General features: G+C 75.8%; 23 protein-coding genes. 8 read left to right on the forward strand and 15 right to left on the reverse strand.

Annotated elements, in window-relative coordinates; all coding sequences use genetic code 11:
- Positions 1 to 30: 30 nt before the first annotated feature.
- The gene (locus QDR37_RS11685; RefSeq protein ID WP_279713948.1) at positions 31 to 1,179 is read right to left on the reverse strand and encodes a hypothetical protein; all 1,149 of its coding nucleotides are present in this window, start codon (positions 1,177 to 1,179) and stop codon (positions 31 to 33) included.
- Positions 1,180 to 1,308: 129 nt separating this feature from the next.
- Between QDR37_RS11685 and QDR37_RS11690 the strand changes: the two genes are divergently transcribed.
- Positions 1,309 to 2,451, forward strand: coding sequence for an exonuclease SbcCD subunit D (locus QDR37_RS11690; protein ID WP_279713949.1), 1,143 nt, complete (start codon positions 1,309 to 1,311; stop codon positions 2,449 to 2,451).
- Entirely contained in the window at positions 2,448 to 5,372 is a 2,925-nt protein-coding gene (locus QDR37_RS11695; protein WP_279713950.1) for an SMC family ATPase, read from the forward strand. The genes QDR37_RS11690 and QDR37_RS11695 overlap by 4 nt, the downstream gene beginning before the upstream one ends.
- Before the next feature lie 37 nt (positions 5,373 to 5,409).
- On the opposite strand, the gene QDR37_RS11700 is transcribed toward QDR37_RS11695, so the two are convergent.
- From QDR37_RS11700 to QDR37_RS11720, 5 genes are all read right to left on the reverse strand, one after another.
- Positions 5,410 to 5,685: a hypothetical protein gene (locus QDR37_RS11700; RefSeq protein WP_279713951.1), complete on the reverse strand. Its 276-nt coding sequence runs from the start codon at positions 5,683 to 5,685 to the stop codon at positions 5,410 to 5,412.
- Complete coding sequence (locus QDR37_RS11705; RefSeq protein WP_279713952.1) at positions 5,682 to 6,860, reverse strand: inorganic phosphate transporter; 1,179 nt, start codon at positions 6,858 to 6,860, stop codon at positions 5,682 to 5,684. Before QDR37_RS11705 ends, QDR37_RS11700 begins: the two co-directional genes overlap by 4 nt.
- Before the next feature lie 108 nt (positions 6,861 to 6,968).
- On the reverse strand, positions 6,969 to 8,096 hold the full coding sequence (locus QDR37_RS11710) for an acetate kinase (RefSeq protein ID WP_279713953.1): 1,128 nt from the start codon (positions 8,094 to 8,096) through the stop codon (positions 6,969 to 6,971).
- Positions 8,093 to 10,213: a phosphate acetyltransferase gene (gene pta / locus QDR37_RS11715; protein ID WP_279713954.1), complete on the reverse strand. Its 2,121-nt coding sequence runs from the start codon at positions 10,211 to 10,213 to the stop codon at positions 8,093 to 8,095. The genes QDR37_RS11710 and pta overlap by 4 nt, the downstream gene beginning before the upstream one ends.
- 3 nt (positions 10,214 to 10,216) lie before the next feature.
- A complete protein-coding gene (locus QDR37_RS11720; RefSeq protein WP_279713955.1) occupies positions 10,217 to 11,356 on the reverse strand; it encodes an L-dopachrome tautomerase-related protein in 1,140 nt (379 codons plus the stop codon).
- A 194-nt stretch (positions 11,357 to 11,550) separates the two neighbouring features.
- Between QDR37_RS11720 and QDR37_RS11725 the strand changes: the two genes are divergently transcribed.
- Positions 11,551 to 12,459 carry a DnaJ domain-containing protein gene (locus QDR37_RS11725; RefSeq protein ID WP_279713956.1) on the forward strand — a complete coding sequence of 303 codons (909 nt, stop codon included), beginning with the start codon at positions 11,551 to 11,553 and terminating at the stop codon, positions 12,457 to 12,459.
- Positions 12,460 to 12,550: 91 nt separating this feature from the next.
- Here QDR37_RS11725 and QDR37_RS11730 read toward each other — a convergent pair whose 3' ends face one another.
- Positions 12,551 to 13,354, reverse strand: coding sequence for an SDR family oxidoreductase (locus tag QDR37_RS11730; protein WP_279713957.1), 804 nt, complete (start codon positions 13,352 to 13,354; stop codon positions 12,551 to 12,553).
- 181 nt (positions 13,355 to 13,535) lie between these two features.
- Here QDR37_RS11730 and QDR37_RS11735 point away from each other — a divergent pair, with 181 nt between their 5' ends.
- Positions 13,536 to 14,426, forward strand: coding sequence for an NAD(P)H-binding protein (locus QDR37_RS11735; RefSeq protein ID WP_279713958.1), 891 nt, complete (start codon positions 13,536 to 13,538; stop codon positions 14,424 to 14,426).
- Between the two features lie 16 nt (positions 14,427 to 14,442).
- Here QDR37_RS11735 and QDR37_RS11740 read toward each other — a convergent pair whose 3' ends face one another.
- Positions 14,443 to 15,468, reverse strand: coding sequence for a winged helix DNA-binding domain-containing protein (locus QDR37_RS11740; protein WP_279713959.1), 1,026 nt, complete (start codon positions 15,466 to 15,468; stop codon positions 14,443 to 14,445).
- Between the two features lies 1 nt (position 15,469).
- Positions 15,470 to 15,742: an acylphosphatase gene (locus QDR37_RS11745; RefSeq protein ID WP_279713960.1), complete on the reverse strand. Its 273-nt coding sequence runs from the start codon at positions 15,740 to 15,742 to the stop codon at positions 15,470 to 15,472.
- A 54-nt stretch (positions 15,743 to 15,796) separates the two neighbouring features.
- Between QDR37_RS11745 and QDR37_RS11750 the strand changes: the two genes are divergently transcribed.
- The 3 genes from QDR37_RS11750 to QDR37_RS11760 all read left to right on the forward strand — a co-directional run bounded on the left by QDR37_RS11750 (position 15,797) and on the right by QDR37_RS11760 (position 19,058).
- The gene (locus tag QDR37_RS11750; RefSeq protein WP_279713961.1) at positions 15,797 to 16,234 is read left to right on the forward strand and encodes a DUF1810 domain-containing protein; all 438 of its coding nucleotides are present in this window, start codon (positions 15,797 to 15,799) and stop codon (positions 16,232 to 16,234) included.
- A 1-nt stretch (position 16,235) separates the two neighbouring features.
- Entirely contained in the window at positions 16,236 to 17,786 is a 1,551-nt protein-coding gene (locus QDR37_RS11755; protein ID WP_279713962.1) for an alpha/beta hydrolase, read from the forward strand.
- Between the two features lie 138 nt (positions 17,787 to 17,924).
- Complete coding sequence (locus QDR37_RS11760) at positions 17,925 to 19,058, forward strand: Vms1/Ankzf1 family peptidyl-tRNA hydrolase (protein WP_279713963.1); 1,134 nt, start codon at positions 17,925 to 17,927, stop codon at positions 19,056 to 19,058.
- Positions 19,059 to 19,128: 70 nt separating this feature from the next.
- On the opposite strand, the gene QDR37_RS11765 is transcribed toward QDR37_RS11760, so the two are convergent.
- The 6 genes from QDR37_RS11765 to QDR37_RS11790 all read right to left on the reverse strand — a co-directional run bounded on the left by QDR37_RS11765 (position 19,129) and on the right by QDR37_RS11790 (position 24,352).
- Complete coding sequence (locus QDR37_RS11765; protein ID WP_279713964.1) at positions 19,129 to 19,329, reverse strand: hypothetical protein; 201 nt, start codon at positions 19,327 to 19,329, stop codon at positions 19,129 to 19,131.
- A gap of 137 nt (positions 19,330 to 19,466) precedes the next feature.
- On the reverse strand, positions 19,467 to 19,592 hold the full coding sequence (locus QDR37_RS11770) for a hypothetical protein (RefSeq protein ID WP_279713965.1): 126 nt from the start codon (positions 19,590 to 19,592) through the stop codon (positions 19,467 to 19,469).
- A 161-nt stretch (positions 19,593 to 19,753) separates the two neighbouring features.
- Complete coding sequence (gene hutI, locus QDR37_RS11775; RefSeq protein ID WP_279713966.1) at positions 19,754 to 20,929, reverse strand: imidazolonepropionase; 1,176 nt, start codon at positions 20,927 to 20,929, stop codon at positions 19,754 to 19,756.
- Positions 20,926 to 22,260, reverse strand: coding sequence for a formimidoylglutamate deiminase (locus QDR37_RS11780; protein WP_279713967.1), 1,335 nt, complete (start codon positions 22,258 to 22,260; stop codon positions 20,926 to 20,928). The genes hutI and QDR37_RS11780 overlap by 4 nt, the downstream gene beginning before the upstream one ends.
- A complete protein-coding gene (locus QDR37_RS11785; RefSeq protein ID WP_279713968.1) occupies positions 22,251 to 23,480 on the reverse strand; it encodes an allantoate amidohydrolase in 1,230 nt (409 codons plus the stop codon). The genes QDR37_RS11780 and QDR37_RS11785 overlap by 10 nt, the downstream gene beginning before the upstream one ends.
- A gap of 65 nt (positions 23,481 to 23,545) precedes the next feature.
- Positions 23,546 to 24,352 (reverse strand): IclR family transcriptional regulator, encoded by an 807-nt coding sequence (locus QDR37_RS11790; RefSeq protein WP_279713969.1) that lies wholly within the window; start codon positions 24,350 to 24,352, stop codon positions 23,546 to 23,548.
- 81 nt (positions 24,353 to 24,433) lie between these two features.
- Here QDR37_RS11790 and hutH point away from each other — a divergent pair, with 81 nt between their 5' ends.
- Positions 24,434 to 26,011 (forward strand): histidine ammonia-lyase, encoded by a 1,578-nt coding sequence (hutH, locus tag QDR37_RS11795; protein WP_279713970.1) that lies wholly within the window; start codon positions 24,434 to 24,436, stop codon positions 26,009 to 26,011.
- The last annotated feature ends 34 nt before the right edge of the window (positions 26,012 to 26,045 follow it).

Consider the following 26,045-nt stretch of genomic DNA (forward strand, 5'->3'; position numbering starts at 1 on the left):
CGGCAGGCTTGCGCGGCGCGCCGCAGGTCGCTAGCGCGTGCCGAGCAGACCGGTGCTCGCGGGGTGCGGCGCGGTCACCGGCGCCGGCACGTGGAGGGTGGCGCTGCGCCGCGAGACGGGTGCCGCGCCGCCCCGGGTGCCGGTGACGACGACGGCGAGGTCGGCGCCCGCGTCGGCATCGGTCACGGCGTGGTCACGGCCGGTCGCACCCGGGATCGGCGCGCCGTCCCGGAGCCACTGGAAGGCGAGGGAGGCGTCGCGGGGGTGCCAGGTGCCGGGCGCCGCGAGCAGGTCGCCGCCGACCGCGGCGCGACCGGTCACGAGCGGGGCGGGTCCCGCTGTCGGCTGCGGGCAGGCGAGGTCCCCGTCGAGCTCCGGGGTCACCCACTGCACGACCGTGACGACGCCGCCCCGGGTCAGCGGCGCGGACGTGCAGTGCGCCCGGGCCTCGGCCGCGGTCGTCGCGCCCGACAGCCAGTCGGGGAGCCCCTCGAGCTCGGCGGGCATGTCGCCCCCACCGGTGATCGTCGTCCACTGCCGGTGCGTCGAGTAGAGGCCGACCCCGCCGCCGACGCGCTGCAGCAGCGCGGCCATGCCCTGGAGCACCGCCGTGTTCGTGCGGGTGTTCCAGCTCCAGGTGTTCATCGTCTCGACGTCGAGCCACCAGAACCGCTCGGCCGGGTCGCTCACGCCGCGGGCGAAGGCGTCGTCGGCCGCGATCGACCAGCCGTACACGTAGGCGCAGGCCGCGTCCTCGGCGCCGGTGCACCGGCCGCGGGGGTTCTCGACCGCGGCGCCGGTGCGGGTGCGGTCGGACCGCGGCCACCAGGAGCCGAGCTGCCCGGGGTTCGCGGTGTTCACGTACACGGCGGCGCCCGGCTGACCCGTGGCGCCGGACGAGAGGTCGGCCCAGGCGAGCTCGTCGGCGAGGCACGGGTTCGTCGAGGTGCCGATGCCGGCGTTCACCCCGACCACGGCGAACGCCTGCCCGGACGGCAGGGGCGTGCCGCACTGCGGGAACGAGACGTCGTAGCCCTCGGCGTCGAGGTGCGGCGCGACCGCCTGCTCCACCGCGGCGGCAGGGGAGCGGGGCGCGGCCTCGACCGCGGCCCGCGGCAGCACCCCGAGCGCGGCGGCCGCGAGGACGGCCGCGAGCGCGAGCACGGCGCGGCGGACCATCAGAGCAGTATGCGGGCGACCTCCCCGCCCGACCGGTCGCCCCGCCGCGCCAGGCCGCCGGAGTCGCGGCGCTGCCCTGCCGCGTCCGGCCGGGAAGCGGTGTCGGGACCCGGCCCTAGCGTTCCCCGCATGCGCCTGCTGCACACCTCCGACTGGCACATCGGCCGCACCTTCCACACGCACAGCACCCTCGAGCACCTCGGCGCGGTGCTCGGTGCGCTCGTGACCGCGGTGCGCGAGCAGTCGATCGACGTGGTGCTCGTCGCCGGCGACGTGTTCGACTCGGCTGCCCCCTCGACGGCGGCGATCGAGCTGTTCCAGTCGGCGCTGCAGGGCGTCCGGCACGCGGGCGCCCAGGTCGTGCTCACGAGCGGCAACCACGACTCGGTCACCCGGCTGGGGCTCCACGCCGAGTGGCTCGGCGCTGCCGGCATCCACCTCCGCACCCGCTGGCAGCGGCTCGACGAGCCGGTCGTGCTCGGTGACGACGACGGCGAGGTGCTCGTCTACGGCGTGCCCTACCTCGAGCCGTCGCTGCTGAAGCACGAGCACCCCGACCGGCGACTCGCGAGCCACGAGGACGCGCTCCGCTTCGCGATGGACCGGGTGCGCGCCGACGCGGCGGCTCGCGGCGGTCGCAGCGTCGTGCTCGCGCACTGCTTCGCCGCGGGCGTGCCCGCGGGCGACGTCGAGCGCGACATCAGCCGCGGCGGCCTCGACCTCGTGCCCGCGTCCGTCTTCGACGGCGTCGACTACGTGGCGCTCGGGCACATCCACGGCCGCGCGGTGCTCAGCGACACGGTGCGCTACTCCGGGGCGCTGCTGCACTACTCGTTCGGCGAGGCGGGCAAGCCGCGCGGCGGCTGGGTCATCGATCTCGGCGCCGACGGGGTGCGGTCGGTCGACTGGCTCGAGCTGCCCGTGCCGCGGGCGCTCCGGGTGCTCGAGGGGCCGCTCGAGCGGCTCCTCGGCGATCCCGCTCTCGACGCGGCCGCCGACTGCTGGGTGAAGGCCGTCGTCACCGACCGGGTCCGGCCCACCGACGGCATGCGGCTGCTCCAGCGCCGCTTCCCGCACTGCGTCGCCTTCGAGTGGCGCCCCGAGCAGGTCGACGACGGCGGCACCGCCACCTACGCCGAGCGGGTGCGCGGCCGCACCGACACCGAGATCGTCGCCGACTTCCTCGCGCTCATGCGAGGCGGTGAGGGGCCGAGCGAGTTCGAGCAGCGGCTCGTCACCGACCTGCTCGCGGCCGGCGAGGGAGCCGCGTGAGGATCACGCGGCTCGAGCTCGCCGGGTTCGGCCCGTACCGCGAGCCGCAGCAGGTCGACTTCCGCCGCTTCGACGACGACGGCATCTTCCTGATCACGGGGCGCACCGGGGCGGGCAAGTCGAGCATCCTCGACGCGATCTGCTTCGCCCTCTACGGCGAGGTGCCCCGGTACGACGGCCGCGACAAGCAGGTGCGCAGCCAGCACTGCCTGCCGGAGGACGGAAGCGAGGTGGTGCTCGAGCTCGTGCTCGGCGACGCCGAGTACCGCATCCGCCGCACGCCGCGGTACGAGCGGGCGAAGCGCACGGGCCGCGGCACGACGACGGCCGAGCCCGAGGCGTCGCTCGCGGTGCGCGACGGGGACGGCTGGCGGCCGATCGCCACGAAGCCGCGCGACGTCGGCATCGAGCTCGCCGCGATCCTGCCGATCCGCAGCGACCAGTTCCTGCAGGTGATCCTGCTCGCGCAAGGACGCTTCCAGGAGTTCCTGCTCGCGCCCACCGACCGGCGGCGTGCGCTCCTGCGCACCCTGTTCGGCACCGACCGCTTCGAGCGCCTCGAGCTCGACCTGCTCGAGCGGCGCCGCGAGCTCGGGCAGCAGGTGGCCGACGCGGCCCGCGAGGTGGCGCTGCAGGCCGGAGGCGTGGCCGCGGCCACGGGTCTCGACGCGCCAGCCGAGCCGACGGCCGGCTGGTTCCGGGGCGCGGTCGACGGCGCGGCCGCCGCCGCGACGACGGCCGCCCGCGAGGTCGACCGCGCCCGCGAGGCCGAGCGCGCCGCCGCGGCCGCGGCGGCAGAGGTTCTCCGGCTGCAGGGCGTGCAGCGCCGCCGCGACGACGCGCAGCAGCAGCTCCGCCGCCTCGACGAGGCGCGGCCTGCGGTCGACGCCCTCCGCGAGCGCCTGCAGGCCGCGGCACGCGCCGCGACGGTCGAGCCCGCGCTCGCTGCAGCCGAGCTGGCGGAGCGCGAGCTGCGCGCGGCGGAGGAGGAGCACACGGCGGCCGCCGCGGCGGTACCGAAGCGCGACGACCCCGACGACCTGCTCACGCTCCTCGGCGCCCTCGAGCACCCCGCCGAGCTCGAGCGACGGCTGCCCGACCTGCGGAGGCGCTGCGCCGACGCCGAAGGCCGCGTGCTGCAGGCGGCGGCGACGGTCACGCAGCGCGAGCAGGCGCTCGCCGATCTGCCGGCTCGCCTCGTCGCGGCCCGCGCGGCCGCCCGGGTCGCCGCCGACGCCGCGGCCGACGAGCCCGCCGCCCGCGGCGCGGTCGCCGATGCCGAGCGGGCGCTCGGCGCCGCCCGGCGGGCCGAGGGTCTCGCCGCGAGACTCAGCGAGGCGGAGCGCGCCGAGGCCGCGGCGGCCGCCGAGAGCACCCGGGCGACGCGGTCGGTCGAGCACCTCCTCGCGAGGCGCGTGCAGGGGCAGGCGTTCGAGCTCGCCGCTGCCCTCGTGCCCGAGCAGCCCTGCCCGGTGTGCGGATCCGCCGAGCATCCAGCCCCTGCGACGACCGGCGTCCCGCCGGTGCTGCCGGCCGATGTCGAGCAGGCCCGGCACGCCGCGACACGGGCGGCTCGCGCGCTCGAGCAGGCGGGTGAGCTCGTGCGGGGGGCCGAGCGCGAGCTCGCCGCGGCCCGGTCGGCCTCCAACGGCGGCGCGGTCGCCGACCTCGCGGATGTCCTCGCCGCGGCGAACGCCCGGCTCGAGGCCGCCGGTGCCGCCGCCGCCGAGCGCGACCGCCTCGACGCCCAGGTGCTCGGCCTCGAGACCGAGGCCGAGCGCGGCCGCGACGACCTCGATGCGGCCCGAGCGACGCTCGCCCGGGCCGAGGCCGAGTGCGCCGCCGCTCGGGCCGAGGTCGCCGCCGACGCTGCTGCGATCGACGACGCGCGCGGCGAGGCCGCGTCGGTCGCCGACCGGGTCGTCCTCGTCCGCGACGCGCTCGCCCGCCTGCGCCGGCTCGAGACCGCCGAGCGCGCGCTCGTCTCGACGCGGGGCGCGGCCGAGCGCGCCACCGCCGAGCGCGCCGCACGCCTCGCCGCGGCCGGCTTCCCCGATGCCGGCTCGGCGCGGGAGGCCGCGCTCGACGACGGCGCCAAGGCGCTCGCCGGCGCCCGCATCCGCGCGGCGGACGACGAGCGCGCCGCCGCGCAGGCCGTGCTCGCCGAGCCCGAGGTCGCCGCCGCGCCGGACGACGCGGTCGATCCCGAGCCGGCGCTGCTCGCCGGCGAACGGGCCCGCGCGGCGCTCGAGGCGGCCTCGGCGGAGTCGGGGCGGCTGCGCGGCATCGCCGACGACGTGGCCGCGACGGCGAGACGGGCGGTCGCCCTGCTCGCCCGCACCGAGGCGCAGCAGCAGCAGTACCGGGCGATCCGCGACCTCGCGGCGACGGTGCACGGCGACGAGCCGAACACGCGCCGCATGCGGCTCGAGACGTACGTGCTCGCGGCGCAGCTCGAGCAGATCCTCGCGGCCGCGAACCTGCGGCTGCAGCGCATGACCTCGGGCCGCTACAGCCTCGACCTCGACGACGAGCGGCAGCACCGCAACGTCGAGACCGGGCTCGGCATCGGGGTGCGCGACGCGCACACCGGGCAGGTGCGGCAGGCCGTCTCGCTGTCGGGCGGCGAGATGTTCCTCGCCTCGCTCGCCCTCGCGCTCGGGCTCGCCGAGGTGGTGTCCGCCGAATCCGGCGGCGTCTCGCTCGACACGCTCTTCGTCGACGAGGGCTTCGGCTCGCTCGACGGCGAGACGCTCGACGTCGCGATGACGGCGCTCGACGACCTCCGGGCGGGCGGCCGCACCATCGGCCTCATCAGCCACGTCGAGTCGATGCAGGAGCGCATCCCCGCCAAGCTCGCGGTCGAGGTGCAGCCGGGCGGCGACAGCCGCATCGTGCAGGGCGCCCCGGTGGCGGTCTGACCCACCGCCTCCCGGGACGCGACTGCCGTCGGGACCGCTAGTGGTGCAGGGCCGGGATGATCAGGTAGATGCCGAAGAGCACGACGAGCGCCGAGAGCACGAAGAACACGACGCCGCCCGCGGTGGCCGCGGCGGGGCGGGTCGGGCCCTCGACGTCGTCCATCTCCTCGTCGCGGGCCGCGCCGGCGGCCGCCGCGCCGACCGGCGGCGTGGCGAACAGTCGGATGGCGGTGGCGAAGAGCGCCACGACGACGCACGCGGCGACGATCGACGACACGAACACGACCACGAAGGCCAGCCAGTCGATGGTCATGCCGTCGCACCCCGCTTCTGCTTGGTCTTGCGCACCCGCACGACGGCGGCGCCCGCCGCGTTGACCTCGCGCTCGAGGCTGTTCGCGTCGACCCGGTTCGGCCGGGCCCGGAGGAACACCGCGACCATGAAGCCGACGCCGAGGACGGCGTCGATGACGATGCCGGTCGGGCCGAGCTTCACGAGCAGCGCGGCGACGGCGCCGACGATCGCGGCGGCGGGCAGGGTGACGACCCAGCCCGCGACGATGCGGCGCACCGTGCCCCACTGGACCTTCGAGCGTCGGCGGCCGATGCCGGAGCCGACCACGGATCCGGACGCGACGTGCGTCGTCGAGAGCGCGAAGCCGAGGTGGCTCGAGGCGAGGATGGTCGAGGCGGTGCTCACCTCGGCCGCGAAGCCCTGCGCGGGGCGCACCGCGGTGAGGCCGGTGCCGACCGTCTTGATGATGCGCCAGCCGCCGGTGTAGGTGCCGACCGCGATGGCGAGGGCGCAGGCCGCGATCACCCAGAGCTGCGGTGCCGTGCCGGGCTTCTGCAGGCCGGCCGTGATGAGCACGAGCGTGATGACGCCCATGGTCTTCTGCGCGTCGTTCGTGCCGTGGGCGAGCGCGACGAGCGATGACGAGAAGAGCTGCCCGACGCGGAAGACGCCGCGCCCGTCGCGGCGCCCGTCGTTGCGGCGGGTGATCGCGTAGGCGATGCGGGTGGCGAGGATCGCGACGATGGCCGCGGTGAGCGGCGCGAGCACGGCCGGGATGATGATCTTGCCGAGCAGCACGCCGTAGTCGATCGCGCCGAAGCCGGCGCCGACGAGCGAGGCGCCGATGAGGCCGCCGAAGAGCGCGTGGCTCGACGACGAGGGCAGGCCGAAGTACCACGTCGTGATGTTCCACACGATCGCGCCGATGAGTCCCGCGAAGACGAGCTCCGGTCCGACCTGGACCGTCTGGCCCTCCTTGATGAGGCCGCCGGAGATGGTCTGGGCCACCGTGGTCGACAGGAACGCACCGATGAGGTTCAGCACCGCGGCGACGGCGACGGCGACGCGCGGCCGCATGGCACCGGTCGCGATCGGCGTCGCCATGGCGTTCGCGGTGTCGTGGAAGCCGTTGGTGAAGTCGAAGACGAGCGCCAGCGCGATGACGAGCACGACCAGGGCGATGGCCGCGGTCATGAGGGTCCGGCCCGGTGCAGGGGGTTCAGGAGCACCGCTGCATGGTATTGCCCGGCCGTCGGGGACGCCGTCAGGCCTGTGGACAGCGGCCGCCCCAGTAGAGGGGCGTCACACCGCGGTGGCCTCGGTCGTCTGCCGGGCGATCTCGAGCTCCTCGTTGGTCGGCACCACCAGCACGGCGACCGGCGCCCCGTCGGGGGAGATGCGGCGGGCCTCCTTCGAGGACACCTCGTTGCGGTCCGGGTCGACCACGAGCCCGAGGTGCTCGAGGCCGGCGAGGGTGCGTCGGCGCAGCAGCGAGTTGTTCTCACCGACCCCGGCGGTGAAGACGAGCGCGTCGAGGCCGCCGAGGTGCGCGAGGTAGGCGCCGATGTAGCGCCGGATGCGGTGCCGGTACACGGCGAGCGCCGCCTCGGCCCGCTCGTCGCCCTCCGCGGCGGCCGCCTGCACGTCGCGCATGTCGCCGGAGCCGGTGAGGCCCTTCAGCCCGCTGTCGCGGTTCAGCATGGTCTCGAGCTCCTCGAACCCGAGGCCCGCCTGCCGGTGCAGGTGGAAGAGCGCGGCGGGGTCGAGGTCGCCGGAGCGGGTGCCCATGACGAGCCCCTCGAGGGGCGTCATGCCCATCGAGGTCTCGATCGAGCGGCCGCCTTCGACGGCGCAGGCGGAGGCGCCGTTGCCGAGGTGCAGCACGATGATCCTGGAGCGCTCGAGCGGGATCCGGAGGAACTCGGCCGCAGCCCGCGACACGAAGCGGTGCGAGGTGCCGTGGAAGCCGTAGCGCCGCACCCGGTACCGCTCGGCGAGGTCGGCGTCGATCGCGTAGGTGGCCGCGGCCGCCGGGATCGTGCGGTGGAACGCGGTGTCGAACACGGCGACGTGCGGCACGTCCGGCAGCACGGCGCGGGCGGCGCGGATGCCCTGCAGGTTCGCGGGGTTGTGCAGCGGCGCCAGCGCGGAGAGCTCCTCGATGGCCTGCTCGACGCCGTCGTCGATGACGGCGGGGCCGTCGAAGCGGTCACCGCCGTGCACGACGCGGTGCCCGCAGGCATCGGGCCGTGGACCGCGCTCGATCCGGTCGAGCGCGGACCGCACGGCGGCCTCGTGGTCGGGGACGCCGCTGCCGGGCTCACCGATGCGCTCGATCGTGCCGGAGGTGTGCACCGCGCCGGTGCCGGGGTCGACGAGCTGGTACTTGAGGCTCGACGAGCCGGCGTTCAGCACGAAGACCGCGGTCATCGCAGCGCCTCCGCCCGCGCGGGCACCGGGTCCGGGGCGCCCTGCGCCTGGATCGCGGTGATCGCGATCGTGTTCACGATGTCGCGCACGAGCGCCCCTCTCGAGAGGTCGTTGATCGGTTTGTTGAGGCCCTGCAGGACGGGGCCGATCGCGAGCGCGTTCGACGAGCGCTGCACCGCCTTGTACGTGTTGTTGCCCGTGTTGAGATCGGGGAACACGAAGACCGTCGCCCGGCCGGCGACGGGGGAGCCCGGCATCTTCGTGCGCGCGACGTCGGGATCGGCGGCGGCGTCGTACTGGATCGGGCCCTCGACGAGCAGCTCGGGCGCCCGTTCGCGCACGAGCGCGGTCGCGGCGCGCACCTTCTCGACGTCGGCGCCGCTGCCCGACGTGCCCGTCGAGTACGAGAGCATCGCCACCCGCGGGTCGATGCCGAAGCGCTCGGCGGTCGCGGCGGCGGAGATGGCGACGTCGGCGAGCTGGTCGCTCGTCGGGTCGGGCAGCACGGCGCAGTCGCCGTAGACGAGCACCCGGTCGGCGAGCGCCATGAGGAACACGCTCGACACGACCGAGACGCCGGGCGCCGTGCGGATCAGCTCGAAGGCGGGCCGGATCGTGTGCGCGGTGGTGTGCCGCGCACCGGACACCATGCCGTCGGCGAGGCCCTCGTGCACGAGCAGGGTGCCGAAGTAGGACACGTCGGTGACGGTGTCGCGCGCCAGCTCGAGCGAGACGCCGCGGTGCGCGCGCTCCCGCGCGTACACCTCCGCGAACCGCTTGCGGAGCGGCTCGTCGAAGGGGTTCACGACGGCGGCGTGGCCGAGGTCGACGCCGAGGCCGATCGCGCGGGCGCGCACGGCGACCTCCTGGCCGAGGATCGTGAGGTCGGCGATGCCCCGCGAGAGCACGATGCCCGCGGCCTCGAGCACGCGGTCGTCGTCGCCCTCGGGCAGCACGATGCGCATCCGCCGCGACCGGGCCCGCGCGAGCAGCCCGTACTCGAACATGAGCGGCGTCACGACGTTCGGCACGTGCAGGTCGAGCGCTGCGAGCAGCCGGTCGACGTCGACGTGCTGCTCGAAGAGCGCGACGGCCTCGGCCGCCTTCTGCGGGCTCTCCGCGGCGAGCCGGCCCCGCGCCCCGGACACCGCGGTCACGGTCTCGAACGTGCCGAGCCCGGTGCGGGCGAGCGGCAGGGTGAGCCCGAGGCCGTCGACGAGTCGCCGCACGTTCGGCGTGAGGTCGAGGCCGCCGGTGAGCAGGACGCCCGTGATCGACGGGAAGGTGGCGGAGGCGTGCGCGAGCAGCACCCCGACCAACGTGTCGGCGCGGTCGCCCGGCATGACGACGAGGGCACCGGGCACGAGGCGGGGGAGCAGGTTCTCGAGCGTCATCGCCGCGACGACGATGCCGTTCACGTTGCGCTCGAGCAGCGCCGGATCGCCCGCGACGGCCTCGGCGCCGGCCGCGTCGAGCACCGTCGCGAGGGTCGGCGCGACGAGCTGCGGGCTCTCCGGCACCGTGGACACCGGGGTGCCCTCCGGCAGCAGCGCCGAGACGGCCGCCGCGACCTCCGCGAGGCGCTGCGGGTCGGCGCGGTTCACGACCACGCCGGCGAGCTCGGCGTGCTGGCCGCGGAACTCGCCGAGCGCGATCTCGGTCACCTGCGCGACCTCGCCCGGCGTCCGGGCCCGGGAACCGCCGGCGGCGCGGCCCGAGAGCACGAGCACGACCGCCGCGCCGAGGTTCGCGGCGACGCGGGCGTTGAAGCTGAGCTCCGTGGGCGTGCCGACGTCGGTGTAGTCGCTGCCGAGCACGAGCACCGCGTCGCACCCCTCGGCGACGGCCCGGAACCGCTCGACGATCGTGCCGAGCGCCGCCTCCGGGTCGTGGTGCACGGCCTCGTAGGTGGTGCCGACGGCCGCCGCCGCGGGCAGGTCCGCGGTCGTGTGCTCGAGCAGCAGGTCGAGCACGTAGTCGCCGTCCGCCGAGCGGCTGACGGGCCGGAAGACGCCGACGCGCCCGAGCCGCCGGGCGAGCGCCTCGAGCAGGCCGAGGGCGATCGCGGACTTGCCGGTGCTGCCCTCGGCCGAGGCGAGGTAGACGGTCGCGACCATCGGTCAGGCGAGCCGGACGGGACCGGCGTCGATCGGGAGCCGGAAGAGGCGGTACGGGCAGCGGCGGAGGTCGTCGCCGCCCTGGTACCGCGCCTGCCGGTGCAGCTGGTTGGCGGTGAAGTAGAGGTGCCCGTCGGCGGCGACCGACATCGTGTCCGGCCAGAGCATCCGCGGATCGTGCGCGATCGTCTCGATCGTGCCGTCGGGCAGCCGCCGCACGATCGCGTCGTGCTCCCAGTCCGTCGCGTAGATGCGCCCCGCGTCGTCGGACTCGAGCCCGTCGGCGCCCCCGCCCTTGTCGCCCTCGTCCCGCACGCGGTGAGCGACGTCGACCTCCTCGGCGTCGCGGTCGAGGAGCGCGGTCGTGGCGACGCTGTACCGGCGCCTGGACATGAGCGGGCAGTACCAGAGCCGCTCGCCGTCGGCCGAGATCGCGATGCCGTCGGAGCCCATCGAGATCGGCTTCGTGCCGCCGCCCGGATCCCGCTCGAGCAGCACGCGCCCCTCGGCGCGGGCGACGAGCTCGGGCGGGGCCGCGGCCTTGGTCGACGGGTGGTCGTGCAGCCGGCGCCACGAGTCGCCCGAGGCGAGATCGACGACGATGATGCCGTTCGGGCCCGACTCGGCCGAGTCGGTGATGAACGCGACGCCGGCCTTGCCCTTGCGCAGGTCGAAGCGGACGTCGTTCAGGTAGGTGGTCGGCAGCGCGACGTCCGGCGGGAAGGTGATGATCTGCACCACCTCGTCGTCCCGGAGGTCGACGCAGACGAGCTTCGGGCCGCCCGGCTTCGTCTCCTGGAACAGGGGGCTGCCGGTGTCGAGGATCCACAGCCGATCGGCCGGATCGACGACGACGCTCTGCACCGAGACGAGGGCGTGCTCGTCGTCGTCGCCCGCCGGGCTGTTCCAGCGCTCGTCGGGGTACGGCACCACCTGCCCGTCGCGCAGCTCCGCGACCGTCGCCGGCACCTCGTCGCCCCACTTCGGGAAGTTCACGAAGATGCGGCCGGACGCCGAGACCGTGACCCCGGTCGGCATCGGGCCGTCCTCGAACTCGTGCACGACCTCGAGTCCCGGGATCGCCGTGTCGGTCGCTCCCCACTCGCCGGGAGCCGCGGCTCCGCCCCAGAACCCGTTCGTCACGACGCCTCCCTCGCGGCTGCCGGCGGGTCTCGACGCGGCCCGCGGAGCCGTTCGGCACCGTACGCCGGAGGCCCGTGGGAAGACCCCGAACGCTTCCTTCCGATCATTGAAGGGCTGCTTCCGCGGCGCCGCCCGTGGCCGCCCAGCCGCTAGCGTCGGCGTGCCCTGCAGCACGAGCGGAAGGAGGCACCGCGTTGAGCGACAGCCCGATGGCCGCCTCGCCGTACGAGGTGCTGGGCGTGCTCCCGACCGCGTCCGACGAGGACGTGCGGCGGGCCTACCGGCGGTTGCTGCGCGAGACGCATCCGGACACCGGCGGCGACGCGGCGCGCTTCATCGCCGTGCAGGTGGCGTGGGAGCGCATCGGCAGCCCGGACGCGCGTGCCCGCTACGACCGGGGCCGGATGCCCGACGACACCGCACCCACCTGGGCGCCGCAGCGGGGCGAGCGCGAGCGCTCGCGGCCGACGGCGCGGGCGTACGGGCACCCGGGCGGGTGGCGTCGCGAGCGCTACCTCGCGCTGCTGACCGAGTGGGTGGGTCGGGGGGCCGCGATCCCGGACCCCTACGACCCGGTGCTCGTGCGGCGCGCGCCGCGCGAGATCCGGCACCTGCTCGCCGACGCGCTCGCCGAGGAGGCGACGGCCCGCCGCCTCGCGCACCTCGGCATCGGCTACACGATCTGGCACGACGTCGCCGCGGGCGACTCGGAGGCGAAGATCGATCACCTCGTGCTCGGCCCCACCGGCCTCTTCGCGATCCAGTCGGAGGACTACGGGGGCCCGGTGCGGGTGCGCCGCGGCGAGCTCGCCGGCGACGTGCTCGCGGGCGAGCGGCCGATGCACGAGCTGGCCGTGCGGGCCAAGGCCGTGGCGCGCGCGGCGCGGGTGCGCTTCACCGGGCTGCTGCTCGTGCTGCCCGACGACGCGCTCGAGGACCCCGCGGTGTCGCTCGGCTCGGCTCGCGGCGCCGAGCTCGTGGTGCTGCAGGCCTCGACGCTGCTCACGGCGCTCCGTGACGGCCTGCCGGGCGGCCGCGCCGTCGGCGGCACCGAGATCTTCGAGGTGCGCACACGCCTGCAGGCGGCGGTCCGCTTCGCGTAGCGCCGCGCCTCGCGCGGTAGCTGTGGCGTCACGCGGTAGGCATGCACACCGCGCGGCGCCAGAACCACCGCGCGACCCTCGCGGGGGAGCGTCAGCCCTCGCGCCAGTCGTCGGCGGTGAGGTGCGAGCCGGCCTGCGGACCCATCTGCAGCATCCCGCCGTCGACCACCCACGAGGCGCCGGTGACGTAGCTCGCCGCCGGCGAGGCGAGGAACGCGACCACGGCCGCGATCTCGCTCGCGGCGCCCGGGCGGCCGAGCGGGACGCCGGGGCGGTGCACCTCGTGCGGGTCCTGGTCCTCCATGCCGGTCATGGGGGTCGCGATCTCACCCGGTGCGACGGCGTTCGCGGTGATGCCGTGCTGCCCGAGCTCGAGCGCGATCGTCTTCAGCAGGCCGCCGAGGCCGTGCTTCGCCGCGTCGTAGGCGGAGGAGCCGACGCGCGGCTGGTGCTCGTGCACGCTCGTGATGCCGATGATGCGGCCGCCGTTCCCGGCCGCCACCATCCGCCTCGCCGCCGCCTGGATGCCGAGGAACGCGCCGTCGAGGTCCGCCGCGACCGTGTGCCGCCACTGGTCGAACGTCATCTCAAGCAGCGGGGCGTTGTCGCCGGTGCCGGCGTTGTTCACGAAGACGTCGAGCCCGCCGAGCTCCTCGGCCATCGCGTCGATCGCCGGCTGCACCTCGTCGAAGCGGGTCACGTCGAGCCGGCGCACCACCGCCGTGCGCCCGTGCGCGCGCACCTCCGCGGCGGTGCCCTCCGCGCCCTCGCGCTCCGCGTCGTCCAGGTAGGTGATGCCGACGTCCATGCCCGCCGCGGCGAGGGCCACCGCCGTCGCCTTGCCGATGCCGGAGTCGGAGCCGGTCACGATCGCTGTCCTCGGTTCGAATGCCATGCGGCCATGCTGCGCGCTCGGGGCGGGCGGCGGCGCGGTTCCCAGAGGCCGGGGAGGCGGGTGCCAGCCGTCCGGAAGGCATCGCCCGAGCAAGGCGCAGGACGCGTCCGGCCGAGGCACATACCGTGGCCCACGACACGTCCTGAACGCGACACGTCCTGAAGACGCAGGGAGGACCCGCATGACCATCGTCGTCACCGGAGCCACGGGCCGGTTCGGTCGCCGCGTCGTCGAGCGACTCCTCGAGCGCGGCGTGCCTGCGGGGCAGGTGCGGGCGGTGGGCCGGGACCCCGAGCGCCTCGCCGTGCTCGCGGCGCACGGCGTCGAGACCGCACGGGTGGACTACGACGTGCCGCTCTCGCTCGACCCGGCCTTCGCGGGCGCCGACGCCGTCCTGTTCGTCTCGAGCAGCGCGCTCGGCGACGCACGCACGGCGCAGCACGGCAACGTGGTCGAGGCCGCGAAGCGGACCGGCGTGCCCTGGCTGCTCTACACGAGCATCGTCCGCGCCGACACGGTCGACACCGTGCTCACCCCGGGTCACCGGGCGACGGAGGAGCTGATCCGCGCCTCCGGCCTGCGGCACACGTTCCTCCGCAACACGCTCTACACGGAGGAGCAGGTGTCGAGCATCCTGCAGGCCGCAGCCCGGGGCGAGATCCTCGCCGGCTGGGGCGAGGGCGGCATCGCGAGCGCGACGATCGGCGACCTCGCCGAAGGGACCGCGGTCGTCCTGCTGCAGGGCGCCCGGGACGCGGTGCTCGAGCTGACCGGCGACAGGGCGTGGAACGGCTACGACCTCGCCGCGGCGGCCACCCAGCTGCTCGGCCGGCCGATCGTCTACTCGCCGCGCACGACGGACGAGATGGAGATCGAGCTCGGCATCGAGCACGTCGGCCCGGAGGCGGCCGCGTTCCGGGTCGCGCTCGACGGCGACATCCGGAACGGCGCGTTCGGGCACGCGACGCACACGCTGTCGTCGCTGCTCGGTCGGCCGACGACGCCGCTCGTCGAAGGGCTTCGCGCGGCGCTGCCGCGTGACCTGCCGCAGACGCCCTCGACGATCCGCTGAGCCGCGCTGCGCTCCGTCAGCGGGCGAGCCAGGCGGACGCGTCGGCGGCGGCCACCTCGGCGCGCTCGAGCAGCGGTGCCGGCAGCACCTCGAGGGGCCAGACCCTCGGCGGCTCCGCACGGGCGTCCCAGGCGGCCACGAGCCGGCCGTCGACGGCGACGAAGGGTCGGAGGCGCCCGTTGCGGTCGGGGACGAGCGCCGCCAGCGGATGGGCGCCGAGCACCGCGTCGCGCTCGGCGTAGCCGATCACGAGCTCGTCGAACGACGGCAGCGCGAGCACGGATCCGGGAGCCGCGGGCTCGGCGCCCTTCACCTGCCAGGCGGGCGTCCCGGCGACGTCGACCGCCTCGAGCGCGTCGCCCGCGGCGGCGAACGCCCGGCGCGCCCAGGTGACGGGGATCGCCGCCCACCACGCGAGGTCCCGGTCGGTGACCGGTCCGTGGCCCGTCGCGTACCGGATGGCGAGCCGCGCGAGCGCCGCGTCGCGCTCGAGCGGCTCGAGCCCCCGTCCGCGGTGCATCCGGTACTGGCCGTCCTCCCGGGCGCCGACCTGCAGCACCCCTTGCGCGGCGAGCGCGAGGATCACGTGGTAGCCGCGGCTGCCGCCCGGGTCGACGCCGGCGGCCCGAAAGGCCTCCAGCAGCTCCGGCCGGCGCAGGCCCGCGTCGTCGAGGGACTCCGCGACGGTCCGTGCGCGCCGGAGGTCGTCGTCCGTCACCCCTTCCCGTCGTCGCATCGTGGCGGTGCTCGCGAGCGTGCGCTCACCGGTCAGCGCGAGGAGCCAGGGCGCGTCCTCGACCGCGATCGCGTGCAGCGTGCCGCGCATCGTCCAGGTGCGCACCACCCGGCCGGACGCGAACGCGGCCTCGACCTCCGCCCGGCTCGCGCGCGGATGGGTCCGCTGCGCGATCGCGAGCAGCGGTGAGCCCACGTCCTGCGCCTGCACGGCGAGCAGCCGCCGCACCGCGCTCGCGGGGTCCGCCGTCCCGCCGTCGAGCCCCTGCGCACGGAGGCGCAGCAGGCGCGCGGCGGCGAGGTCCACGTCAGCGGGTGATCTCGAAGGAGGTCGCGTCGATCGGGTCGATCGGCTCCGCATCGACGTCGGCGACCCGCGCCCAGCGCGGCCCGCGCTCGAGCCACCCCGCGAACTCCGCCATCGCGGCGTCCTCGCCCTGCGCGGTGACCTCGACGGCGCCGTCCGTGCGGTTCCGCACCCGGCCCACGAGGCCGAGGCGCTCGGCCTCGCCCTGCGCCGCCCAGCGGAAGCCGACCCCCTGCACCTCACCGGTGACCGTGAAGCGTCTGCTCGTCGTCATGACCGACCCCTCCTGCAGCGACCGTAGCCGCTTCGCTCCCATACCCTCGAGGCGATGAGCGACAGCGACCTCGACCGGTTCGTGCACGCGCAGGACGACGGCGGCCGGGACGGGGAGACGGTCTACCGGCGCGCCCTGGCCGAGCTGCGCGCCGGCCGGAAGTCGAGCCACTGGATGTGGTTCGTGCTGCCGCAGATCGCGGGTCTCGGGCACAGCGCGATGGCGCAGCGCTACGCGATCCGCTCGCTGGCGGAGGCGAAGGCGTACCTCGCGCACCCGGTGCTCGGACCGCGGCTCCGCGAGACCGCCCAGGTCGTGCTCGAGGCGCCGGCGTCGAGCGCCGAAGCGCTGCTCGGCGCGATCGACGCGCAGAAGCTGCGCAGCTCGATGACGCTCTTCGCCCGCGCGGATCCCGGCGCGGACGTGTTCGGCGCCGTGCTCGACCGCTGGTTCGGCGGCGAGGCCGACCCGGCGACCGACGAGCGGCTCTGACATGGGCGGGCGCAGCATCCTGGTCGCGATCGCCGTCGCGGTGGTCGTCGTGCTCGGCATCGGCGTCGCGGTGGCCGTGACCGCAGGCCGCGCGCTCGCGCCCGCCACGACGGCATCGGCAGCGACGAGCGCCGCACCCGAGTCGTCCTGGCCGACGCCGAAGGCGGTGTCCTGGCGCGCCTGCCGGGCCGCCGACCTGCGCGACGCGCAGTGCGCCTCGGTCGCGGTGCCGCTCGACTGGTCGCGGCCCCGCGGTCGGACGATCACGCTGGCGATCGCGCGGGTGCGGCACACCGCCGCGCCCTATGCCGGCGTCATGCTCGCGAACCCGGGCGGCCCGGGGGAGAGCGGGCTCTCGCTCGCGACCCTCGGCTCCCACGTGCCGGGCGGCGTCGGCGAGCGCTACGACTGGGTCGGCTTCGACCCTCGGGGCGTCGGGGACTCCCGGCCGCGCCTCACGTGCCAGGCCGACTACGCGAACGGGCCGCGGCCGCGCTACGCGCCACCGACCGACAGCACGGTGTCGACCTGGCTCGCCCGCGCGAGGAGGTACGCGTCGTCCTGCGCGAAGAACGGCCCGATCCTGCAGCACATGACCACGGCCGACAGCGCCCGCGACATCGAGTTCCTGCGGCTCGCGCTGCGCGCGCCGAAGGTGAGCTACTACGGCTACTCCTACGGCACGTACCTGGGGCAGGTGTACGCGACGCTGTTCCCGTCCCACGTCGCCCGCATGGTGCTCGACTCGAACGTCGACCCGCGCCGCGTCTGGTACGGCTCGAACCTCGACCAGGACGCCGCCTTCCAGACGACCATGGAGGCGTTCTTCCGCTGGGTGGCGCAGCACGACGCCGTCTACGGCCTCGGGACGACCCCCCGCGCGGTGGAGCAGGCCTACGCGTCGCTCGCCGGGCGGCTGTCCCGCAGCCCGGCCCACGGCGTCCTCGGGCCGGACGAGCTCGCCGACACGGTGCTCGAGGCCGGCTACGAGCAGTCGTGGTGGCAGGAGATCGCCGGCGGCCTCGCCTCGGCGCTGCGGCAGGGCGACGCCTCGCGGCTCGTCGCGGACTGGCGCTCGATCAACAGTCCCGACGACGACAACGGCTATGCCGTCTACCTCGCGGTCGACTGCACCGACGCCCCGTGGCCGGCCGACTTCGCCACCTGGCGGCGCGACAGCAGCCGTGTCGACGCCGCCGCGAGCTTCGAGACCTGGCCGAACACCTGGTTCAACGCCCCCTGCCTCACCTGGCCGGCGAAGGCGAAGCAGCCCGTGCGGGTCGACGGGTCGAAGGCCCCCGCCGCGCTGCTCATCGACGAGACGCTCGACGCCGCCACGCCCTACCGGGGGAGCCTCGAGGTGCGCTCGCGCTTCCCCAAGGCGCGGCTGCTCGCCGAGCCGGGCGGCACCTCGCACGCCGACTCGCTGTCGGGCAACGACTGCGTCGACGGCGCCATCGCCCGCTACCTCGCGTCCGGCGCGCTGCCCGCGCGGAAGGCGGGACGCACCGCGGATGCGACGTGCCCGCCGCTCCCGGTGCCGTCACCGTGACGCAGGCGTCGACGCATGCTCTGGGAAGCCGCGGCGAATGCGCGCAGGGGTTCGACGGCGCACGCCTCCCAGGCCTAGCGTCGGTCTGAACGGACCCGTCCGGCCCTTTCGATCCGGACGGGAGAGGGAGGAGTCGACATGGCGGAAGGGCTGCGGGCGCGGCTGACGGAGACGGTGCGGCAGCGAGGGACGTGGAGCACCGTCTACCTGGACCTCTCGCAGGACCGCGAGAACCCGGAGGGCCTGCAGGAGTCTCGGCGGCGCTCCATCCGTGACCGGCTGATCGAGGCGGGCGCGTCGGACGAGGCGGCGGAGGCCGTGTTCCTCCGGCTCGCCGACCCGAGCCGGCTCCCGAGCCCGTACTGCCGGTACCTGCTCGTGCGCGACGGCGAGATCGTGCTCGACGAGGCGATCCCCGGCACGCCCGTGGGCGAGCAGATCGTCTCGGTGGGGCCGATGCCGCTCATCGCACCGCTCGTGCGGTCGGGCGTCGAGGACTTCCCGTACCTCGTCGTGCAGGTCTCGCGCGACGGCGGCGACATCCAGGTGCGCCGCACCGGGGCGTTCTTCCCCGAGGCGAGCACCACCCTGCAGGGCCGCACCGACTCGCTGCACAAGATCAAGGGCGGCGGCTGGGCGCACCTCAACCTGCAGGAGCACGTCGAGGAGATCTGGAAGCAGACGCAGACCGAGCTCTCGGCGGAGGTCGACCGGCTCGTGCTGGAGCACCGACCGCGGCTCGTGATCGTCGCAGGCGACATCAAGGCGCGCCGGCTGCTGCTCGAGGCGCTCTCGGAGCGCAGCCGGTCGCTCGCGGTCGAGCTGGCGAAGGACACCCGGTCGGGCGGCGCGGATCCGTCGATCCTGCCGGAGTTCACCGGTCAGCAGGTCGAGGCGCTGCTCGAGCGCGACCGCGCGCAGCTCGTCGACCTGCTGCACACCCGGCTCGGTCAGCCGCACGGCTCGGCGAGCAGCGGCGTCCGCGGGGTGTGCGAGGCCCTGCGGCAGGCGCAGGCCGACACGGTGCTGCTCGACGTCGCCGCGCTCGAGGGCGAGGAGCTCGTCGCGCTCGACGACGTGCCGTGGGTCGCGGGCTCCGAGGACGACGCGGCCTCCGCCGGGGTGATCGGCCGCGTGCCCGCTGCCGAGGCGCTCACGCGGGCGGCGCTCGTCACCGATGCGACGGTGCTCGAGGTGGCCTCGGTCGACCTCGACGGCCAGAAGGCCGCGGCGCTGCTCCGCTGGCCGGCGGACGTGGCGGCGACGGCCTAGCGGCGAGTCGCTCCGCGGTCCGGTCGCCGCCCCCGTCAGGGCCGGCGGCCGGACCGTCGGGCCCCCGGTGTCAGACCGGAGCGCCCTCGAGGGCGAGCTGCGCCTGCCAGAGCGTCGGGAACACGCCGCGGACGACGCCTGAGGCGCCGATCGCGGCGTAGCGGCCGTCGTTCTCGATCACGCCCACGTCCTCGCCCTCGACCCGGCCGAGCCACAGATGGTGGCCGGCGAGGTGCCATCCGGCGGTGCGGACGGGAGGTGCTGCAGTCATGGGGAGACGGACCACCTTCGGCAGGGAGGAGGCGGGAAGCGCCGCCTCGGGATCGGGTCCCCGCCACGCTACGGCGACGCCGCGCTCCGCGTCGCGTCCCGGGCCCGGGTACGCATGGGAGGCGGGGGCGACGACCGTCATGCGTAGGAGAGCACCCGGCCGCAGCCGGGGCACTCCCAGTGGCGCTCGCCGCTGTCGCCGCGGAGCACCAGCGATTCGTAGCAGGTGATGCAGAAGCCCTGGGTGAGCTCGTTCTCGTACACGTTCGGACCTTCTCGTCGGGTGGGTAGGCGGGCCCGCACCGACCCTGGGTGAGGCCGGCCTGCGCGTCGCCTCCGTACTGTGACGGAGTTCGCCGAGAGTCAGCCGAACGTCGGATATCGGATCGATATCGAGCAGCCGACCGCCCGTCGCGCTCCGGCGCTCAGCCGATGACGCGCTCCCCGCCGCGCCACACCTGCGCGACGAGCGGCACGCCCGGCCGGTAGGCGAGGTGCACGTGGGAGGGTGCGTCGAGCACCACGAGATCGGCCCTCGCGCCCGGGCCGAGCGCGCCGACGTCGTCGCGGCGCAGCGCTCGCGCCCCTCCGGCGGTCGCGGCCCAGACCGCCTCGTCGGGCGTCATGCGCATCTCGCGCACGGCGACGGTGATGCAGAACGGCAGGTTCGTGGTGAAGCTCGAGCCCGGGTTGCAGTCGGAGGCGAGGGCGACGGTGACGCCGGCGTCGAGCAGGCGCCGGGCGTCCGGGTACGGCGAGCGCGTCGAGAACTCGGCGCCCGGGAGGAGCGTCGCGACCGTCCGGCTGCCGGCGAGCGCTGCCACGTCCTCGTCCGTGACGTGGGTCACGTGATCGGCCGAGGCGGCGTCCAGCTCGACGGCGAGCCGGACGCCCGGTCCGGCCTCGAGCTGGTTCGCGTGGAGGCGGGGGAGCAGCCCCCGCGCGATGCCCGCGGTCAGGATCGCGCGGGCCTGGTCGCCGTCGAAGGCGCCGCGGTCGCAGAAGACGTCGATCCACCTCGCGTGCGGCGCGCAGGCGTCGAGCATCGCGCCCGTGACGAGGTCGACGTAGTCGTCGGCGCGGCCCGCGTACTCGGACGGCACGACATGCGCGCCGAGGAACGTGCGCTCGTCGGTGACGAGCCCCGCGACCTCGAGGCTCGTGCGCTCGGCGTCGACGGTCAGGCCGTATCCCGACTTCGACTCGATCGTCGTGGTGCCCGCTCGCAGCGCCTCGGCGGCGAGCGCTGCGGTGCGGGCCTCGAGGGTCTCTCGCGACGCCGCGCGGGTCGCCTCGACCGTCGTCCGGATGCCGCCCGCGGAGTACGGCAGCCCGGACATCCGCGCGGCGAACTCGGCCGTGCGGTCGCCCGCGAAGACGAGGTGGGCGTGGCTGTCGACGAAGCCCGGCAGGACGGCCCGGCCGCCCAGGTCGACGCGTGTGTCGGCGGCGGCGCGGCCGAGCGCGGCGCGTGGGCCCGCGAAGACGATGCGGCCGTCCTCGACCACCAGCGCGGCATCATCGACGAGCCCGAGCGGCCCGCGTCCCAGCGCGGGCTCGTTCGTGACGAGGCTCCCGATGTTCTCGAGCAGCGTGCTCACGGCAGCACCGCCTCGATCGCCGCGGTGAGAGCGCGGGGCACGTCGATGGTGGTGTGCCGGCCTTCTGCGACGAGGCGGCGCCCCCCGATCACCACGGCGTGGACGTCGGCGGCGGTCGCGGCGAAGACCGCGGACTCGAGCACTGTCTCCGGACGGGCACCGGCGAGGCGCACCGAGTCGAGCGCGACCGCGACGAGGTCGGCGGGAGCGCCCTGCGCGATCCGGCCGCCGCCCTGCCTCCCGAGGGCCGCGTGCCCTCCCGCTGAGGCGGCCTCGAGCAGCTCCGCCGTGCGGAACCGGCCGCGGCGCTCGCTCGCGAGCCGTTCGTCGAGCTCCATGCCTCTGGCCTCCTCGAGCAGGTCGATCACGGCGTTGCTGTCGCTGCCGAGGGCGAGCGGGGCGCCCGCGTCGGCGAGGGCGCGGGCGGGCCCGATGCCGTCGGCGAGGTCGCGCTCCGTGGTCGGGCAGAAGCACACCGTCGTGCGGGATCCGCCGAGCAGGGCCACGTCGTCGTCGGTGGGGTGCGTGGCGTGCACCGCGGTCGTGTTCGCACCGAGGACGCCCGCCTCGGCGAGGAGCGTCGCCGGGGTGCGGCCGGTGGCGGCGAGGCAGGCCTCGTTCTCGGCGCGCTGCTCCGACAGGTGCACGTGCAGCGGCGCGCGCCGGGCCTCCGCCCAGCCGGCCACCGTTCCGAGCTGCTCCGGCGGCACCGCGCGCACGGAGTGGACGGCGGCGCCGACGCGCGCGTCGCCCGAGGGCCGGAGCGCCGAGACGCGCTCGCCCCACGCGTCGGCGTCGCCATCGCCGAAGCGGCGCTGCGGGCCCTCCAGCGGCCGGTCGAAGCCGCCGCGCAGGTAGCAGGTGTCGAGCAGCGTGATCCGGATCCCCGCCTCCGCGGCGGCGTCGAGGAGCGCCTCGCCCATCGCATTCGGGTCGGCGTACGGCCGGCCGCCGGGCGCGTGGTGCAGGTAGTGGAACTCGCCGACCGCGGTGACGCCGGCGAGCACCATCTCGGCGAACACCGCCCGCGCGAGGTCGCGGTACGTGTCGGGGGTGAGCACCGCGGCGAGCGCGTACATGTCGTCGCGCCACGTCCAGAAGGTGCCGTCGCCGCGGTGCGTGCGGCCGCGCAGCGCGCGGTGGAAGGCGTGGGAGTGCACGTTCGCGAGGCCGGGCAGCACGAGGCCCCGCAGGTGCTCCGCGTCCGCGGGCTGCTCGGCGCCCGGCACCACGGCGGTGATGCGGCCGTCCGCGGCCTCGATCAGCACGTCGGTCGCGGCGGTGTCGCCGCCGAGCCAGGCGGCGTCGGCGAACCAGCGCGTCACCGGCATGCGAGCTCCTCGAGCACGGCGGCGAGCGCCTCGATCCCGGCGACGCAGTCCTCCGGGTCGGCGGTCTCGGCGGGGCTGTGGCTGACCCCGCTGGGGTTGCGGACGAACAGCATCGCCGCGGGCACCTCGGCGGCGAGGATCCCGGCGTCGTGACCTGCGGCGGTCGGCAGCAGCGGCACGTCGCCGAGCACGGCGCGGATCCGGTCGCGGAGCGCCGCGTCGAAGCGCACGGCGGGGGAGCGGGACTCCTCCGTGCAGGTCACCTGGACGCCGTGCGCCGCCGCATGGGCAGCCTCGGTCACGCCGGCGACGAGGGCGTCGAGCACGGCGTCGTCCGCGGCGCGGGCGTCGAGCCACGCGTCGACGGCGGCCGGCACCGCGTTCGTCGCGTTCGGCGCGACCTGCACGCGGCCGACGGTGGCGACCGCACCCGCCTGCTCGGCGAGCGCGCGGGCGGAGGTGACGGCGGCGGCGAAGGGGAGCATCGGATCCTGCCGGTCGGCGAGCCGGGTGGTGCCGGCATGATCGGCGGCGCCGCGGAAGGCGAGGTGCCACCGGCCGTGCGGCACGATCGCGGTCGCCACGGCGACCGGTGCGTCGAGGTCCGCCAGCGCACGGCCCTGCTCGACGTGCAGCTCGACGTAGGCGCCGATGCGGGCGAGGGCCCGCTCGTCGCGGCCGAGGCCCTCCGGGTCGACGCCGGCGGCCCGCAGCGCCTCGGCGAGGGGGACGGCGTCGCGATCCGTCAAAGTACGCGCCGCCGCGGGGTCGAGGGCGCCGGTGAGCAGCCGGCTGCCGGCGCACGCGACGCCGAAGCGGGCGCCCTCCTCGTCCGCGAAGGCGACGACCGCGACGGGACGACGCGGCCGGTCGACGCGGTCGCGCAGCTCGTCGACGGCGAGGAACGCGGAGACCACACCGAGCGGGCCGTCGAACGCGCCCCCGTCGGGCACGCTGTCGAGGTGGCTGCCGGTGACGACCGCGCCGTCGGCGGCTTCGCCGTCCCACGCCCAGAGGTTGCCGTTGCGGTCGACCTCGCACGTCATGCCGCGGTCGGCGGCCTGCCCGGCGAACCAGTCGCGCAGCGCGCGGTCGGCCTCGGTCCAGGCGAAGCGGCGGTAGCCGCCGGTGCTCGGGTCGCGCCCGACCCGCTCGAGCGACGACCAGAGCGCCGCGAACCGCGCCGCGAGCGGCACCGCCGCCACTCCGCCTGCTGCCATGCGCCCATCGCACACCCCGGAGGTGGCGCGGTCCCACGTCGGCGCACGCATCGCTGTCCGAGATCTCAGACGGCGGCGGCGGGGACGGGCGTGGTCCCGCCGATCCGGCGGCTCAGCTCCGCGGCCGCCCGAGCGACCTGGTGGGCGAGGCGGTCGGGATCCGCCGTCTGGTCGTCGGCGGGATACGTGACCGCCACCGCGGCGAGCGGCAGGCCGCTGTGGTCGTGCACCGCGACCGCGACGGAGGCGAAGCCGGGTGTCACCTCGCCGTCCTCGCTCGCGTACCCGGTGCGGCGGACCTCGGCGAGCACGCGCCGGAGCTCCGGGAGCGACGTGGGACCCGAGCCGTGCCGGAGCACGAACGCGCCCCGGGTCGGGAAGAGCGCACGGACGTGCTGCGGGGGCAGCTCCGCGAGGATCGCTCGGCCGGTCGCGGTGAGGTGCGCCGGCAGCCGCACGTCGACGTCGGTGACGAGCCGCGGCCGGTTCGGCGCCCGCTCCTCGACGAGGTAGAGGACGTCGCCGCCCTGGAGCACGGCGAGGTGCGCGGTGTGCCCGGTGGCGTCCACGAGCCGGCCGAGCACGGGCCGGGCGAGCCGGGCGAGCGGTGCCTGCCGCAGGTAGGCGGTGCCGAGCTCGAAGGCGCCGAGGCCCAGGCCGTAGCGGCGCTCCTCGGGCAGGTGCACGACGAGGCCCGCGGCGAGCAGCTCGCCGAGCAGGTGGTAGGTCGTCGAGCGCGGCAGCCCGAGGTCCCGCGCGAGCACGGCGGCCGGCAGCGGCGCGGGATGCCGCGCGAGCGCCTGCAGCAGGGCGAGCACCTGCCGAGCGGCGGGGACGCCGCCCCGGCGGTCCTGCTCCGTCGCCGTGCCCATGGAACGGCAGGGTAGCGCCGTCCGGGATACCGGACAGCAACCTCGGACGCCCGATGGCGGCGGCGAGTGCCCGGGTGTGGCATGGCCGACGTGACGACGACGACGCCGACGACGCAGCGGGTGGAGATCGGGACGGGGGCCCTCGCGGCCGACGACGTGGTGCGCGTCGCCCGGGACGGGGCGGGGGTGGTGCTGGCCGAGGAGGCGCTCGCCGAGATCGCCCGCACGCGAGCGGTCATCGAGGCGCTCGCCGAGGACGAGGCGCCGCACTACGGCGTCTCGACCGGCTTCGGGGCGCTCGCGACGAAGCGGATCCCGCCGGAGCGGCGCGCGGACCTGCAGCGGAGCCTCATCCGCTCGCACGCCGCAGGCTCCGGCCCGGAGGTCGAGCGCGAGGTGGTGCGCGCGCTCATGCTGCTGCGGCTGTCGACGCTCGCCACCGGCCGCACCGGGGTCCGTGTCGGCACGGCGCAGGCGTACGCCGCGATGCTCGACGCGGGCATCACGCCGGTCGTGCACGAGTACGGCTCGCTCGGCTGCTCCGGCGACCTCGCACCGCTGTCCCACGTCGCGCTCGCGCTCATGGGCGAGGGCGACGTCCGCGACGCGTCCGGGCGCCGGCAGCCCGCTGCCGAGGCGCTCGCCGCCGCCGGCATCGATCCGGTCGTGCTCGCCGAGAAGGAGGGCCTCGCGCTCGTCAACGGCACCGACGGCATGCTCGGCATGCTCGTGCTCGCCCTCGCCGACCTGCGGGCGCTGCTCGTCACGGCCGACGTCGCCGCCGCGTTGAGCGTCGAGTCGCTGCTCGGCACCGACGCCGTCTTCGCCGCCGACCTGCAGTCGCTGCGCCCGCATCCGGGTCAGGCCGCCGCCGCCGCGAACCTCCGCGCCGTGCTCGCGGGCAGCGGGGTGATGGCGAGCCACCGCGGACCGGAGTGCACCCGCGTGCAGGACGCCTACTCGCTGCGCTGCGCCCCGCAGGTGCACGGCGCCGCCCGCGACACCCTCGCGCACGCCGCGGCGGTCGCCGACCGCGAGCTCGCCGCCGCGATCGACAACCCCGTCGTCACACCCGACCTGCGGGTCGAGTCGAACGGCAACTTCCACGGCGCACCCGTCGCCTACGTGCTCGACTTCCTCGCGATCGCCGTCGCCGACGTCGCGAGCATGAGCGAGCGGCGCACCGACCGGTTCCTCGACCCGGCCCGCAGCAACGGCCTGCCGCCGTTCCTCGCCGACGACCCGGGCGTCGACTCCGGGCACATGATCGCCCAGTACACCGCCGCCGGCATCGTCAGCGAGCTGAAGCGCCTCGCCGTGCCGGCGAGCGTCGACTCGATCCCGTCGTCCGCCATGCAGGAGGACCACGTCTCGATGGGCTGGCACGCCGCGCGCAAGCTGCGGCGGGCGATCGACGGCCTCGCCCGCGTGCTCGCGATCGAGCTGCTCACCGCCGCCCGCGGCCTCGACCTGCGTGCGCCCCTGCAGCCCTCCGCGGCCACCGGCGCGGTCCGCGACGCGATCCGCGCGGCGGGCGTGCCCGCACCCGGCCCCGACCGCTTCCTCGCACCCGAGATCGAGGCGACCGTCGAGGCCGTCACGAGCGGCGCGATCCTCCGGGCGGCGCAGGGCGCGCTGCCCGGCCACGACCTGTCCTGACCGACCGACGAACGAGCGAAGGAGCCGAACGACC

The organism is Amnibacterium sp. CER49 (genome assembly GCF_029846255.1).
Taxonomy (GTDB): Bacteria; Actinomycetota; Actinomycetes; order Actinomycetales; family Microbacteriaceae; genus Amnibacterium.